General features: G+C 43.9%; 10 protein-coding genes and 3 pseudogenes. 3 read left to right on the top strand and 10 right to left on the bottom strand.

What is annotated here, in order from left to right; genetic code table 11:
- Positions 1-430 precede the first annotated feature (430 nt).
- The 3 genes and pseudogenes from DXA05_RS20615 (at position 431) to DXA05_RS20605 (ending at position 3,398) form a co-directional block, all read left to right on the top strand.
- Positions 431-1,940, top strand: a pseudogene (locus DXA05_RS20615) (NAD(P)H-hydrate dehydratase).
- 72 nt (positions 1,941-2,012) lie between these two features.
- Entirely contained in the window at positions 2,013-3,080 is a 1,068-nt protein-coding gene (locus tag DXA05_RS20610; RefSeq protein ID WP_128859577.1) for a DUF4831 family protein, read from the top strand.
- Positions 3,081-3,116: 36 nt separating this feature from the next.
- Positions 3,117-3,398: a hypothetical protein gene (locus DXA05_RS20605; protein WP_128859576.1), complete on the top strand. Its 282-nt coding sequence runs from the start codon at positions 3,117-3,119 to the stop codon at positions 3,396-3,398.
- Positions 3,399-3,416: 18 nt separating this feature from the next.
- On the opposite strand, the gene DXA05_RS20600 is transcribed toward DXA05_RS20605, so the two are convergent.
- From DXA05_RS20600 to DXA05_RS20555, 10 genes and pseudogenes are all read right to left on the bottom strand, one after another.
- A complete protein-coding gene (locus tag DXA05_RS20600; RefSeq protein WP_004315827.1) occupies positions 3,417-3,767 on the bottom strand; it encodes a PqqD family protein in 351 nt (116 codons plus the stop codon).
- 97 nt (positions 3,768-3,864) lie between these two features.
- Positions 3,865-5,253 carry an MFS transporter gene (locus DXA05_RS20595; RefSeq protein WP_128859575.1) on the bottom strand — a complete coding sequence of 463 codons (1,389 nt, stop codon included), beginning with the start codon at positions 5,251-5,253 and terminating at the stop codon, positions 3,865-3,867.
- Positions 5,254-5,502: 249 nt separating this feature from the next.
- The gene (gene secG / locus DXA05_RS20590) at positions 5,503-5,898 is read right to left on the bottom strand and encodes a preprotein translocase subunit SecG (RefSeq protein WP_004301890.1); all 396 of its coding nucleotides are present in this window, start codon (positions 5,896-5,898) and stop codon (positions 5,503-5,505) included.
- A 6-nt stretch (positions 5,899-5,904) separates the two neighbouring features.
- Entirely contained in the window at positions 5,905-6,678 is a 774-nt protein-coding gene (locus tag DXA05_RS20585) for a tetratricopeptide repeat protein (protein WP_128859574.1), read from the bottom strand.
- 5 nt (positions 6,679-6,683) lie between these two features.
- Positions 6,684-7,211 carry an LptE family protein gene (locus tag DXA05_RS20580; protein ID WP_004309799.1) on the bottom strand — a complete coding sequence of 176 codons (528 nt, stop codon included), beginning with the start codon at positions 7,209-7,211 and terminating at the stop codon, positions 6,684-6,686.
- Positions 7,198-8,439, bottom strand: a complete 1,242-nt coding sequence (locus DXA05_RS20575; RefSeq protein ID WP_004309800.1) for a sigma-54 dependent transcriptional regulator — start codon at positions 8,437-8,439, stop codon at positions 7,198-7,200. Before DXA05_RS20575 ends, DXA05_RS20580 begins: the two co-directional genes overlap by 14 nt.
- A 9-nt stretch (positions 8,440-8,448) precedes the next feature.
- Positions 8,449-9,542 (bottom strand): annotated as a pseudogene (pdxA, locus tag DXA05_RS20570) (4-hydroxythreonine-4-phosphate dehydrogenase PdxA).
- Positions 9,543-9,546: 4 nt separating this feature from the next.
- Positions 9,547-10,586: pseudogene (locus tag DXA05_RS20565) on the bottom strand (DUF4837 family protein).
- A gap of 18 nt (positions 10,587-10,604) precedes the next feature.
- The gene (gene rlmN, locus DXA05_RS20560; protein ID WP_008017001.1) at positions 10,605-11,639 is read right to left on the bottom strand and encodes a 23S rRNA (adenine(2503)-C(2))-methyltransferase RlmN; all 1,035 of its coding nucleotides are present in this window, start codon (positions 11,637-11,639) and stop codon (positions 10,605-10,607) included.
- A gap of 104 nt (positions 11,640-11,743) precedes the next feature.
- Positions 11,744-15,094, bottom strand: coding sequence for a DUF4062 domain-containing protein (locus tag DXA05_RS20555; RefSeq protein WP_128859573.1), 3,351 nt, complete (start codon positions 15,092-15,094; stop codon positions 11,744-11,746).
- Positions 15,095-15,251 lie beyond the last annotated feature (157 nt).

The raw sequence follows: 15,251 nt of genomic DNA, 5'->3' as shown, positions 1-15,251 counted from the left end.
TTGCATATGGTATTGAAAAAGACTGGGAGGCAGTACAGGCAGCTATTGATATCCCCTTCAGTAACGGATTACTGGAGGGGACAGTGAATAAAATTAAAGCGGTAAAAAGACAGATGTACAATAGGGCAGGAATTAAACTACTGAGAGCGAAGATTATTTATTCACAATAGAAGAAGTACCACCAAATTTGACGAAGAACCAGAAATCTTTTTCAGGAGAAATAAAAGTAAGTTCATAATGGTGCTGCATTGAATTATTTTTTGGCGGAGTTATTCTAACACTTAATAGTTCAAAAACAGATATTTCTCTGACCAAAAGATAGAACTAATGATGAATTAAAAGTTGCAATTATGGTTTTCTTCCCACAACAAACGGGAAAAGTCAGAAGAATCATGTACATTTGTAATCCGAAAACTAAAAGAACATCGCAATGAAAATATTTCCAAGCAGCAGTATCAAGAAATTGGACGCTTATACCATTGAGAACGAACCTATTGCATCAATCGATCTGATGGAACGTGCAGCAACCGTATTAACAAAAGCCATCACAGACAGATGGAATACGGAAACGCCGGTCACTATCTTTGCCGGACCGGGGAATAATGGCGGAGACGCTCTCGCCGTAGCCGCATGATGGCTGAAAAAGGATATAAAATCGAGGTATTTCTCTTCAACACGAAAGGAGAACTTTCACCCGACTGCCAGACCAATAAAGAACTGGTAGAAATGATGGAAGAAGTAAAATTCCACGAGATCAGTACCCAATTCGTACCTCCCGCCCTGACGCCCGACCATCTGGTAATCGACGGATTATTCGGTTCAGGCCTGAACAAACCGTTGAGCGGCGGATTCGCTGCCGTAGTGAAATACATCAATTCCTCCCCTGCCATGGTAGTAGCCATCGACATTCCTTCCGGACTGATGGGAGAAGAAAACACATTCAACGTAAAAGCTAATATTATCCGTGCCGACGTAACTTTCAGTCTTCAACTGCCGAAGCTCGCCTTTCTTTTCGCAGAGAACACGGAATTTGTCGGAGAATGGGAAGTGCTGGATATCCAATTGAGCGAAGACGGTATTGAAGAAATGGAGACTAACTACGAAATGTTGGAAATAGAGCAAATCCGTTCACTCATCAAGCCACGCAAACAGTTTGCCCACAAGGGAAACTTCGGCCATGCACTATTGATTGCCGGTTCAAAAGGAATGGCAGGAGCCTCTGTTCTCGCTGCCCGCGCCTGCCTCCGTTCGGGAGTAGGGTTGCTGACTGTCCATGCGCCAATGTGCAACAACGACATCTTGCAAACCTCCATACCCGAAGCAATCGTAGAAACCGACATCAACGAAACCTGTTTTGCCGTACCTACCGACACGGACGACTATCAAGCAGTCGGCATCGGTCCGGGACTGGGACGAAACGAGGAAACGGAAGCTGCCTTGTTGGAACAACTGGAACACTGCCAGACTCCTGTTGTGGTGGATGCCGACGCACTTAATATCCTCGCCAACCACCGTCATGCACTTACCCACCTGCCGAAGGGTTCCATCCTCACCCCGCATCCGAAAGAACTGGAACGTCTGACCGGCAAATGCCAGGACTCTTACGAACGTCTGATGAAGCTTGCGAATTGGCTCGTGCCGCCCATGTTCACATTATTTTAAAAGGAGCCTACTCCGCCATCATCACCCCAGAAGGTAAATGCTTCTTCAACCCAACCGGAAATCCGGGAATGGCAACCGGAGGTAGCGGTGACGTACTGACCGGAGTAATCCTGGCACTGCTTGCCCAAGGTTACCTCACCGAGGAAGCCGCTAAAATCGGCACTTACATTCACGGATTGGCGGGCGATGTCGCTCAAAAGAAGCAAGGAATGATCGGAATGATCGCAAGCGATATTATCACCTGTCTGCCGACAGCATGGCGACTTGTAAGCGAATAAAAGTTAAGAACTTACCCTTTTTTCAATAACTTCATTAACTTTGTTTTCAAAACCAGTTAAAAAGAACCGAATATGAAAAAGTTGATTATAGCAGCAGGACTACTTATGACAACGTCCGCCTATGCACAAACCGAAGTACTGACAGGGGTTACCCGAGGAAAAGACTATGGAGTGGTTTACAGTCTTCCCAAAACCCAAATAGAACTTGAAATAAAAGCCAACAAAGTCAACTATACTCCGGGAGAATTCAGCAAATATGCTGATCGTTACCTACGACTGACCAACGTCTCCGCCGACCCTGAAGAGTACTGGGAACTGGCTAGCGTAAAAGTGAAATCCGTAGGTGTGCCCAACAGCGAAACTACGTATTTCGTAAAATTGAAGGATAAGACAGTAGCACCGCTCATGGAACTGACAGAGGATGGCATTGTGAAAACGATCAATGTTCCTTACAGCAATAGCAGTGCAGGCAAAAAAGCTGCTCCCGCCCCCGCAGTCCTCCAAAAGAAAGCGAATCCTCGCGAATTCCTGACCGAAGAGATTCTGATGGCTAGTTCTACCGCCAAGATGGCCGAGCTGGTGGCTAAAGAAATCTATAACATCCGCGAAAGCAAAAATGCCTTATTGCGCGGACAAGCTGATAATATGCCTTCAGATGGGGCACAGCTTAAGATTATGCTCGACAATCTGAATGCACAGGAAGAAGCCATGACACAAATGTTCTCCGGCACCTGCAACAAAGAAGAGAGAACATTCACTGTCCGCCTTACCCCTGACAAGGAATTCAACAATGAAGTTGCCTTCCGCTTCTCGAAGAAGTTAGGTGTAGTTGCCAACAATGATTTGGCAGGAACTCCGTTTTATATCAGTCTGAAAGACCTGAAATCGGTCAAGATACCACAGGAAGACGGTAAGAAGAAGAAAGATTTGGATGGAATCGCCTACAACGTACCCGGACAAGCTATGGTTACACTGACCGACGGTAAAAAGAAACTTTACGAAGGTGAGCTTCCTATTACCCAATTCGGTGTGATAGAATATCTGGCTCCGGTTTTGTTCAACAAGAATTCTACCATCAAAGTTTATTTTGATCCGAATACGGGAGGATTGCTCAAAGTGGACAGAGAAGAAGGGAAATAGAAAAACGAGGAAGTGAACTTCTAAAAAACAAAGAATATGGTTGGTGAAGGACATGCATTCGACATGATACGCCGAATAAAAGAGGGACGGGAGCTCCGCCTACGTCGTGAACGTGCTAACGATAAGTTGAAGCATCTAAACCGTGCAAACGAACCTTATCCACTACCCAACACCACCCCCGAAGAAATGGAACGTATCATCCACGACTCGGAGAAAAAGAAAGAGAAAGACAGCAATTATTTTGTTTGGGGAACGCTTATTATCATGGGGGTCCTGATAGCAATTGCCGTCATACTTTGGGCTGTATTTATCAAATAAATAATAATAAGTTCCTATTTATACGACTGGTATCACCAGTTTTATAAATCCATCTTTCTGCATTTGAGAAAGATAAGCCGATACACGCGACTCGTAGCCCTCTTCATTTTGAAAGTGGTCTGCGAGTTTTTCTATAATCTCACGAACATTGCGTTTTCCATCTATCAGTTCCCATACAGCCGTACCGTGTTCTTCCAATTTCACATGAAGTTCTTTCGACATTCCTTTCGGCACAAGGAAGCGTTGCATCCACGGATATTTAAAACGGGGAAAGGAGAGCACAATTGTCTCCCCTTCCCTTTCTGCTGTAATATGTTCACTGCGACAGGGAATGACCTCTAACAGGTTGATTTTCTCTTTGGCAGCCATACTTCTTATTTTTTATTTCAGAGTATTCATACTGATACTCTTCTGTTTACACCTTGATACAAAATTCCTTTGTCACTTTAGGTATTGAATTTCCTAGTTACTTTTGGATATTCGCCTCTTCCAGACCGTATCCCTTCTTCTTGTTCTCTGCCTTTAACATCAAAGCCACAATCAGAGCAAGCACACCAAAGAGAGCAAAAATAGCCATCGGCAACGTGTAGTCATAAGTCTGTGCACCGTCTACTACCGGACCTTTGCAATAAGTATTCAACACCCATCCGATCAACAAAGGAACACCCATCAATCCCCAGTTCTGTACCCAGAAAATCAATGCGTATGCAGTACCCAACTGTTTTTCCGGAATAATCTTCGGAACAGACGGCCACATAGCTGAAGGCACCAACGAGAAGGCAAACCCCAATATAATCATGATGATAGTAGCAAACCACCATATATTCAGTATAGGCAGAGCAAACATCGTATGCACAAAAATAAGCATCACTGATCCGATTATCATCAATGTGGCTCCCTTACCAATACGGTCATAAAGCGAGCCGAACAACGGAGTCAGAATAATCGCACCAATCGGCAACAATCCGGGAATCGTTCCCGCCAACTTCGGATCTACATTATACTTCTGCACCATCAAGTCGGCAGCATACTTGATAAAGGGGAATACAGCCGAGTAGAACAATACACATAGTAATGCAATCAGCCAGAATCCTTTATTGGTAATGATATACACAATATCTTTCATACGGAACGGCTCTTCCGGTTCCAATCCCTCTGCATCCAAAGAAGCATCCAACTTCTTATCATAGAAAGTATAAAGGAAGAAAGCAATCGTACCCACGCACAACATAATCAGACAAAACAGAATCGGAGCAGGAATATTGGTATGGAATGTGCCACTCTCATCCATAGATCCGAAAAAGTCGGCCAAAGGAACCGTAAGCACCATTGCCAGAGTTGTTCCGATACGTGCCGTAGCCATTTCAAGTCCCATAGCCAACGCCATTTCCTTACCCTTGAACCATTTCACGATAATCTTGGAAACTGTGATACCGGCAATTTCCACACCTACACCGAAGATAGCATACCCCAATGCAGCCAGGGTTACCTGTGTTTTGAATCCGAAGAGCATGGCACCTTCCGGAAAAGTAGTAGAAATCGCATAGTATTTCAATCCACAACCAAACACCATCAATAAGCAAGCTCCCATTCCGGTGAAACGAACTCCCATCTTATCCAAAATGATACCACCGAAAATCAGCATCAATAGGAATACATTAAACCACCCGTAAGCGCTTGTGAAGAAACCATAATCAAGACTGTCCCATAGTAGTTCTTTCTCAAGCATGGGTTTTAGAGGAGACATTACGTCGGTGAGGAAATAGCCGCATAGCATAGTAAATGCGACTAATGCTAGAACACTCCATCGGAGTACGGCGGAGTCATTCAATTTCTGTTTCAAATGTTCTGTCATTGTTATATTTAAAAATAGTAGTTAATAATCTTCATACGACCAACAAAGGTAGTTAAATCTCGTTTGTTTCTATCAAAAAGAGATTGTTTTTACAAGAAAAAGTTAAGTGCGGATTACACTGACCACGCGGAAGATTGAAAATCCGTGTAATCTGCGTAATCCGCACTTAAATATCAAAGAAATGCAGCATCCGTCTGCACCTTCCCATTAATGGTTTTACCCCAAAGTCTTACCTGACAACGGAGTGAATTACTCTGCTGCAGGAGCAGGAGTTTCAGTAGCCGGTGCCGGAGTTTCTGTAGCAGGTGCATTGGTAGCAGGAGCTTCAGTTTGCGGCGCAGCCGTACCTGCGGGTAAGTTATACGGGTTAGTCTGTTGTTCTTTCTGTGCCTGTTCCAACACTGCGTCTTTAGCAACAGCAGAGCGAGGAACTACATAAGCAGTAGCAATGCTCATTACCACCATGAAGATAGCTAAGCCCCATGTTGCTTTTTCCAGAAAATCTGTAGTCTTGCGCACGCCCATGATGGCGTTAGATGAAGAGAAACCAGAAGCAAGTCCGCCTCCTTTTGAGTTCTGAATCAGCACGATGAAACACATCAACAAGGCTGCAATAACCATTAAGATAACGAATAATAAGTACATTTTTAGTTATTTTGAATTAGCGTTAATAATCAATTTCTCCAAAAATCTGATTTGGTCTGCAAAGTAAGCATTTTTTTTTGGATATTTCAAGCTTAATTTTTTAATTATTTCAAGAGCTTTTGAATATCGTTGCTGTTTAACATAGATTTTTGCCAAAGTTTCCGTAAAACAGCTGTCATCTTCCTCTTCTTCCTTCATCGTTTCTTCTTCGGTAAGTTCGTCCGAAGAGGTTGGCGAAGATGGCATTTCTTCTCTTAAAGGTTTCTTGCAGAGGGGAGAGTCGCTCTCGCTCTTTTCTATAAAGTCGTCAATCAGTTCGTAGCCTTTGAGTTTGGGCGTTTCTTCGGCCAGCTGTTCCGTGGCCGGAGTCTCCTCCAAAAGATAAGAGGTGTAATCCATCGAATAGTCGAAGCTGGTGCGGGCAGTCACCTCTTCGGGTACTGTGGACAAGAAAGCGTCGATCAATGCTAATGTGCGGTCTACGGACGGTTCGTCTTTCAGCACCTCCGTGAGAGGTACTCCCTTTTTTCGTGCCTGCACATCATAGCGGTCACCTTCAATCAACCGGAACAACTGCCGTCTGTCTGCAATGTAAAGAACTGCTTTCCGCAGTTCTCCACCGAAACTAATATCATGGAGAATATACAGATTCTTCAGATACAGCAGACGAAGTGACTGAAAATACGGATACCTCGCAAGAAGATTGCGCAGTTCGTACAAAGTATCCCTATTCAGCGTCTCGGGATGCTGAATCCATTGTTGAAAGTTAACAGAAGTCATTTATATTACCAGTTTGCTACAGTTGCATTAAAAATTTGGTCGGTGATCTCTTTAGACATTTCAGCAATCAATCCGTCCTGTACGGCAGTCAGCAACTGGCTAGAGTCGTAGGTACGGAACGCAGAAAACTGTTGTTCAAAGTCTTCGGCATGATTGGTGTTGTTGACAAAACGTACATTGACGGTAATAGTCAACTTCGTCTCCGAAGAATAACCGTCGGCAGATACTGCCTGGTTGTACTGATTGTATCCTGTGATTTCTCCGTCAATCTGCAAGTCCGCATTCTGATTCGGCTTGAGCAGTTGCAGACGGGTCTGCCGGATGAAGATATCTTTCAGGTCCTCATTGAATTTGGTTGCCAACGGAGCATATACATACTCCGACTTGATCGGGAAGTCGGCTATCGAAATGGTCTTTACCTTATCATAATTGATAGACGATCCGTTAAACTTATAGGAAACAGTGCACGCAATGACTACCAACGGCAAGCCGAACAGTAACAAAGGGCGTATTATTTTCTTAATCCAATTCATATTCTTTTATTTTTCTATAAAGTGTACGCTCGGAAATATTCAAGTCCTTGGCCGCACTCTTCCGCTTTCCATGATGCCTCTCAAGTGCTTTGCGTATCATTTCTTTCTCCACTTCGTCCAGTGACAAAGGGGATTCTTCTACATATTCTTCCGTGTCTTGTATGTCATCATCATCCTTGCAAACCGTAGGCTGCATGGTGTGAATGATAGCAGGTACCGAAGGTTGATGCGCCGTCACTACCGGAGTAGTAACCACCGTTCCCATTTGTCCTACCTGCCCCACCTGTCCGGCACGTTCCGCCATCAGGTTGTGCACCATCTTCTTCAGCTCCGCCACTTCCTGGCGCATATCGAACAGAACAGAATAAAGAATCTCCCGTTCGCTCTCAAAGCCTTTACTCTCACGCGTTCCCATCAACGCGGGAAGACGTTGCGTATTTTGTGCAGGAAGATAATTCTGCAAGATAGCAGCAGAGATCTCCCTATTGGTTTCAATGATAGATATTTGCTCGGTGATGTTCTTCAACTGACGCACGTTTCCGGGCCACGGGTAAGCCAACAACTCTTTCTTCGCATCCTCCGTCAACTGAATAGCGGGCATCCGGTATTTCTCTGCAAAGTCTGCGGAAAACTTACGAAACAACAAAAGTACATCGTCACCACGTTCACGCAAAGGCGGTATCTGGATAGGCACCGTATTCAACCGGTAATATAAATCTTCACGGAAACGTCCTTCTGCAATCGCTTGTGTAAGATTGACGTTGGTAGCCGCCACCACACGCACATCCGTTTTTTGTACTTTGGACGAACCTACTTTCATAAACTCGCCACTCTCCAGTACACGGAGCAAACGTGCCTGGGTAGACATCGGCAACTCCCCTACTTCATCAAGAAAAATAGTACCACCGTCAGCTTCGCCAAAGTACCCTTTCCGTTCGCCAATCGCACCGGTAAACGCACCTTTCTCATGTCCGAACAGTTCGGAATCAATCGTACCTTCCGGAATAGCGCCACAGTTGACAGCAATATACTGTCCGTGCTTCCTCCGGCTATATTGATGAATAATCTGCGGAAAACTTTCTTTTCCGACTCCACTTTCTCCGGTAATCAGCACAGACAAATCGGTAGGAGCTACCTGAATGGCAACATCTATGGCGCGCGACAATGCTTCAGTATTTCCAATAATACCGAAACGCTGTTTCACTTGTTGTATCTCTGCTTTCGTCATCACTCGTTTTTAATCTTCGTCTACTGTATCCAGCTTCAGTTTATCACTATCGTCACGTTTCTCGTAATACTGTTTACGCAACGGATTGGCACGAGCCACTTTTTCCCGCTGACGATTACGGAACACGTCGATGGCAACATAGATTGCCTGACGGAAAGAATCTTCACAAGCCACTCCCTTGCCTGCAATATCGTATGCCGTTCCATGAGCCGGAGAAGTACGTACTACCGGCAGTCCTGCCGTATAGTTCACCCCGTCTTCCATAGCCAAGGCCTTGAACGGAGCCAGCCCTTGATCGTGATACATCGCCAGGATACCGTCAAAATGAGTATAATTGCCCGAACCCATAAAGCCGTCGGCCGCATAAGGACCGTAGCAAAGGATTCCTTTCTCTTCCATTTCTTTCATGGCAGGGATAATCACTTCCTGCTCTTCCATTCCCAACAAACCACCGTCTCCGGCATGAGGATTGAGAGAGAGCACCGCAATACGCGGAGCGCCGATACCGAAATCCTGTTTCAGACAACGATGGAATATCATCAGTTTCTCCTGAATCAATTCTTTGGTAATCGTAGTCGCAATCTCTCTAACAGGGATATGTGTCGTCACCAAAGCCACCCGGAAGTCATTCTTCATCAAAATCATCAATGACTTATCACCATTGCCCAGACGTTCTTCGATATATTCCGTATGTCCGGGGAAGGAGAACTCTTCCGACTGAATCGTATGTTTGTTGATCGGAGCTGTTACGATAACGTCTATCAACCCTTCGCGATATTCTTCGATGGCACGTTCCAAAGCCCCCAGCGCAGCTTACCGGCTTCGGGGTCGGGTTTGGAAAATTCCACTTTCACCTCATCATCCGTACAGTTCACCACGCTCAAACGGTTGTACCCCGCTTCGGTAGCAGAGTTGACAATGCTGAAATTGGCCTGTATATCCAGTGCTTTGCGATGATAAGCCGCTACTTTCGGTGAGCCATAAATGATCGGAGTACATAGTTCCAACATCGTAGGGTCGGAAAATGTCTTAAGAATCACCTCATAGCCCACCCCGTTAATATCTCCTTGGGTGATACCTATCCTTATCTTGTTATCTTCCATGTTTTTATTTATTAGTTTGTTCCGCTTCCTTAGATGCTTCTCCCAATGGAATCTGCTTCTGCTGAACTTCATTCGGAAGTTTCAGTGTATACAGAGATGCTTCCATCTGGCGTACTAGGTTGCGTTTCATTTTATCAGGTGAATAAACAAATATTTCTGCAGTAATAATTCGTTGGTTCTTCTCGTCCAGACGAGTATGAGATACATACGGACCACCCATAAAGTCGCCCTTCATACGCCACAGACCACGTGCTTCCATTGTGTAGCTGTTCTGTACATTGATCGGACGGACATCGGTCAGTAAACTATCGGTCGACATATAAACTCCTTCCTTGAATCCGGGGATATTGGCTTTCATCACAGAGTCACGTTTGTGCACAAAATATTCTTTGGTAAACGTATCCTTGTCAGTGTACGGATAAGAGTACATCACAAAGTTACGGTCGGCAGTACCTGTGTTGGTAGAAGCCAGAAGAAATCATCCCCGGTCTTTGAATTAGCCAGTTCGGCATCCACCCAGATGTCGCATCCGAACAAACTGTCCACTTTCTGCGAAATGAAGTTACTGTGTTTCCCTTCCAGGAACGTAATCTGACGGTTCATTTCCGCACGGGTAAAGAAGTCGACAATCGTCTTTTTGTTCTCTTCCACAAACTTCTCGAACTCTTCTTCGTTCGGAGCCTGGATAGTCAATATCATCTGCGGATTGGCATACACGTCCTTCGCATATTTGAACGAGGCTTTCGTATATATATCCTGTATATCTACAATAATAATGTTACGTATCAACTTCAGCGTAGAATCATAATCTTTCGGCGAAGTATACATAATCCGGAAAGAAGGTTCCGACTGCGGCAAACCGGGCATATCAGCATCGAGCGCATCATGTAAAGCCCTTCCGGCAGCACGATCCCAAACACCGTGATCTACTACAACCAAAAGCTCGTAAGCACGACCACTAGAGGTGTGATTTCCTTTCAGACCACAAGATGCAACGACAAAGGCTACCAAAGCGATGCATAAAATAAAAGAGTACTTTTTCATGATGTTCGGTTTTATATATTAACTTTCATTATTTTTCTCCTGTTTCGCTGTCGACAGCATACCGCAAGCGGCAAAAATATCTTCGCCCCTAGATGAACGGATAGTGGTGAAAAGTCCGTGTGATGTCAGATAATCACGAAAACGGGTCATCGTATCCATGTCCGCCCCCTCGAGGTCTACCCCCGGTATGGCATGAAAACGAATCAGATTCACCCTGCAATCCAGCCCGCGAAGAAGTTTCAGCAACTCTTTGGCATAAACCTGCGAATCATTGAGCCCTTTAAAAACAATATATTCAAACGAAAGTCGACGTTGTTTACTAAAATCATAGTTTTTTAACAGTTCCACCATTTCGGTGATTGAAAACGCCTTTTCCGCCGGCATTAATTCAGCACGCTGAACGGTCAGCGGAGAGTGAAGGCTGATGGCAAGGTGGCAGTCATTTTCTTCGATAAAACGCTGCAATCCTTTCCGTAGCCCGACAGTAGAAAGCGTGATACGCTTCGGACTCCATGCGTAACCGTAGGTAGCGGTCAGTAGTTCCAATGCTTTCAATACCTCATCCAGGTTATCGAGCGGCTCGCCCATTCCCATCATTACGACATTAGTCAGTTTGTCCCGTTCCGGCAGCGAATGAATCTGGTTCATGATCTGGCTGGCGGTCAGGTTAGCCGTATACCCCTGTTTGCCGGTCATACAGAACTTACAGTTCATTTTGCAGCCCACTTGTGACGACACGCACAACGTTGCCCGGTCATCATCCGGTATATAAACCGACTCTACAAAATGGTTCTCACCCACTTTATAAAGATACTTCACCGTACCATCTACAGAACGCATTTCATCTACCGGAGCTTCCGCTCCCACCTCATAGTTCTGCTTGAGCAACTCCCGGTGTTTCAATGACAAATTAGTCATATCATCAATCGAGGCTACCTTCTTTTCGTAAAGCCAGGATGCAATCTGCTTGGCAGCAAAGCCGGGCATACCCAGTCTTTTTGTCAATGATTGAAGCTCTACAAGAGTCATTCCTAAAAGGGGATATTTAGACATTCTTCTTTCTGTTGATAGTTTATATCTGCAAATGTAAGGAAATAAAGTCGATTTCCGTATAGCAGGAATGTAAAAGTTACAAAAAAGGAAGTATACCCAAGTTATTATTTAACAAAGCTGATATATTGAAGTAGCGTTCGCGCCAATTCAGAGTCCTCGCCATTCCGTTTCACTTCGTGACCATACGCCTCACGGAAACAAGCCAGCGCATCTTTCCGTTCATAACAATATTTGTGTAAAACCCCTAAGTTTTGACAAGCCACAATCGTATCTTCATTCTCCCATCCCTGATGCTTCTTTCGCAGTTCAAACTCTTTGAAGAAAGCCGCTTTCGCCATTGGATAATCCTTCTTTTTCGTATAAGCCAGTGCTTTGTAGTAATATACCAGACAGGAAGAATCGGGGTCACCATCATCATGAATATCCAGGGAGGTTGCTATACGAATCACATTATCATAATCTTTATTCATGTAATATTGCTGCATAATATCACATCTTAATGCCTCGTAACGGATAGTCAATTCTGCCAAACGAGGCTTTTCGCTGAAAAACACTTCATGCAGAAGAGACTCATGGAAGAATAAAGTAGCGGCCTGCTCATCGTTACGCTCATTCATTATGCGTTTGAATTCTATGCATAGATAATACAACTGTTTATGACAAGCGACTATCTGCTTTCTATTATCTATCTGCATAGAAATATCCAATGCCCGATTCATCAGATTCCACGCTTCATCGTATTGCTTAACACAATAAAGACATCTACCTTGCATACGCATGCATTTAGCCACTCCACTTGACAATCTACCATTCAAAGATTCGTGCATTTTAGCTACTTTCCGGAATTGTTCGGCCGCACTCTCTTCGTTTTTCTTATAATAATCGCAATAAGCCAGCAGTTCGTAAAGTTCAATGATTTCTGCCATATTATTCTCGTCAGTAGAAGCCGCATGATAGCCAAGCGCTCTATTTAGATAAGTCACCGCTTCATTATATTGCCCATTATAATAACATGCCATCCCCAAATTCCTACATGTATCAGTAATCTGGGGTACCGGAATCGGTACTATATTTTCCTGCATCATCAATGCTTTCAGAAAACAATCACATGCCATTTCATATTCTTCGTCACGGGCATAGCGACATCCCTCGTTCATTTTCAGCACTGATCTGGCAATTGGCGGTATGGCAGCTCCTTCCATACATTTCTCACTCACAACATTTGCTACCTTTGTCAGGTGAAAAGAACGACTTAAGAAAGTAGCTATATCATTAGCAATGACAGGAATCAAAAAAGAATCAACCTGACCAAAGTCCGATTCGGCATAGACATCAGGCATAAAAGAAGAGTCGTCGCTCATAAGTGCCTTCCAGCAATCTTCCAACAAAGAATAATTCGTACGATACAGAATTTCGAAGAGTTCTACATCACAAATCCACTTTCTCAAGAAATTCCGCTCCTGCATCTTATAACCTTGATAAGTAATTTCCACTTTATAGCGATAAGAATCATGGTAGCAGAACTGTTTCATACGATAGCTATAATCAGCAAAAGTCAGTTGGTGCGAAAGGATATCTTCATTGTCCAGAAGAGAGGTTATTATTTTATGAAGACACTTATCGATGCACATATCGCCTTGAGCGAAGCATCGTTTAATCGCCTCTACCATTTGTGTGTCACAAATACAATATCGCCCTCCTTTGTTGGTGAGCCAGCTACTCATTTCCACTTTCAACTGTGACCAAAGCATCTGATTTATGCCTGCCATGCTCTTTACTTCATCTTCGGTAAATCCTTCTAAAGTAAGTGAAAGCATCAGAAGCGTTCTTCCAATCTCTTCGAAACCATAATCAGCCGACAAACGCCGAAGCACACTGTCATAAAATTGCTCAACCTCATTGAGCCGGCAATATCCACTCATATATTCATAGAGAGCATCGTACTGACCGAACGAAACCAGCTCATTGAGCAATACACTTAAACAGCGCGGTTGTTTAGCCAGCACCCACGAACCAAGAATATCTTCCTGCTGTGCAGACAAGGTCTTGGAGTAAGCAGACAAATATTGTTTTGAGAACTCCTTAGCATCCACTTGTGAAAAACCATTCAACTGGAAATGAACGTACCCATTCTGAATAAAAGGCAGATAGGCAGTAGATGATGCAGAAAAGCTCAACACAACCTTCACGTTTGAAGGGATAGATGCGAATAAAGAGAACAATGATACTTCAGTCGGATTTAAATAACTAATGTCATCAATCAACAGAATGACAGGATACCTTGATGCGCCTAATACACTCCACAATTGAGCAAACTTCTGAATAGAATTCAAATCTTCTTCAATCTCCTTGAGATTTCGAAGCGTGTTTCCCGAAAAAGCACCCAATATATTATTCCCAAGTGCAATCGAATTTTGCACAATATCCATGATTGATTTGGCGGAACTTTGAGACGAGTCCGGCTCTTTAGAAACTTCAGCCGCAAACAACTTTTCTTCACCTAAAGATTGATGTTTGAATGCATTCTGGCACTTTGAGGCTAACATTCTCACCAACGTTGCCGGATAAGAAGACAATGTAGTACTATCCAAGCGATGATAGATGGGAATTATCGGCATATCATTATTCACTAAATCGCTCCAATGAGCCAATAAAGCACTCTTGCCAAGACCACAATCGCCCGTCACTACCAGACACCGTTGCTCATCCGCCGCCAAAAAGTCAGCAAATGCCTGATCTGCTTCAGATATTGAGTGATAATTGAATAAGAGTTCATTGCGTGCCAGTTGTTCTTGCAACTCCTGATTATCTTCAACAGTCAGTATTTCAGGAAACTCCCGTTCAATCAATCTTGTGAAAGCACGCCCTACAAAGTCACACAATTGCTCGGGCGAATCATACTCCTGCACAGGATAACGATCCTGCTGCAAAATACTCTCTTTCAGACGTTTCAGTTTAAGAGCCTCCTCTTCAGGGCAAGACAGTTCATCATCTGCCGACTGTTTTATATAAAAATAGGCATGTAACGGATTGGGATTGCGCAGTACACCAAACTGCATTTCAATTTCCGTCACACTCAAATGGTGATTCAAGTCATCTTCTATCCAACGATATTCCAAGCTGTCATTGAGAGTTTGAGATAAATCTTCATAACTGGGACACCATCCATAGCGGTCGCCTACCATACCAATGAAGAAAGGCCGGGAGTTAACGATCTCTTTCAGGCATATTTCAACAACCTTGCCGCTTTTCGCATCTTCTTCTGTGATTCCCCAACGCAAATCAACCAATGAAATGGTGGCACCACGGCTGGCAGCCTTCACTTGCAAACCCTTAAAGAGTTTGACTAATGCAGAACGTTCCATCTCCATGTCTCTGAACGTTGACGAAAGGAAAACACGGATAACACGTGAATTTTCAGCGGGAACTGAATACTGGGCTAGTTGTTTAGTCATAATATAGATTCGTATTAGTTAATGAAGTATTTCGCAAAGCCAATTGATAAAGATTGGCAAGATATGGAAATTTAATCAGATAACAAAGACCATAAACAAAAAAAACGAGCACAAAAAAGGCACGGATTACACGGGTTTCGCGGTTCCCTCATAAGTT

This window comes from Bacteroides sp. AM54-2NS, from assembly GCF_003602935.1.
Classification (GTDB): domain Bacteria; phylum Bacteroidota; class Bacteroidia; order Bacteroidales; family Bacteroidaceae; genus Bacteroides; species Bacteroides xylanisolvens.
The sequence above is the reverse complement of the archived record's forward strand: the minus strand, read 5'-3'. Positions and strand labels throughout refer to the sequence as shown.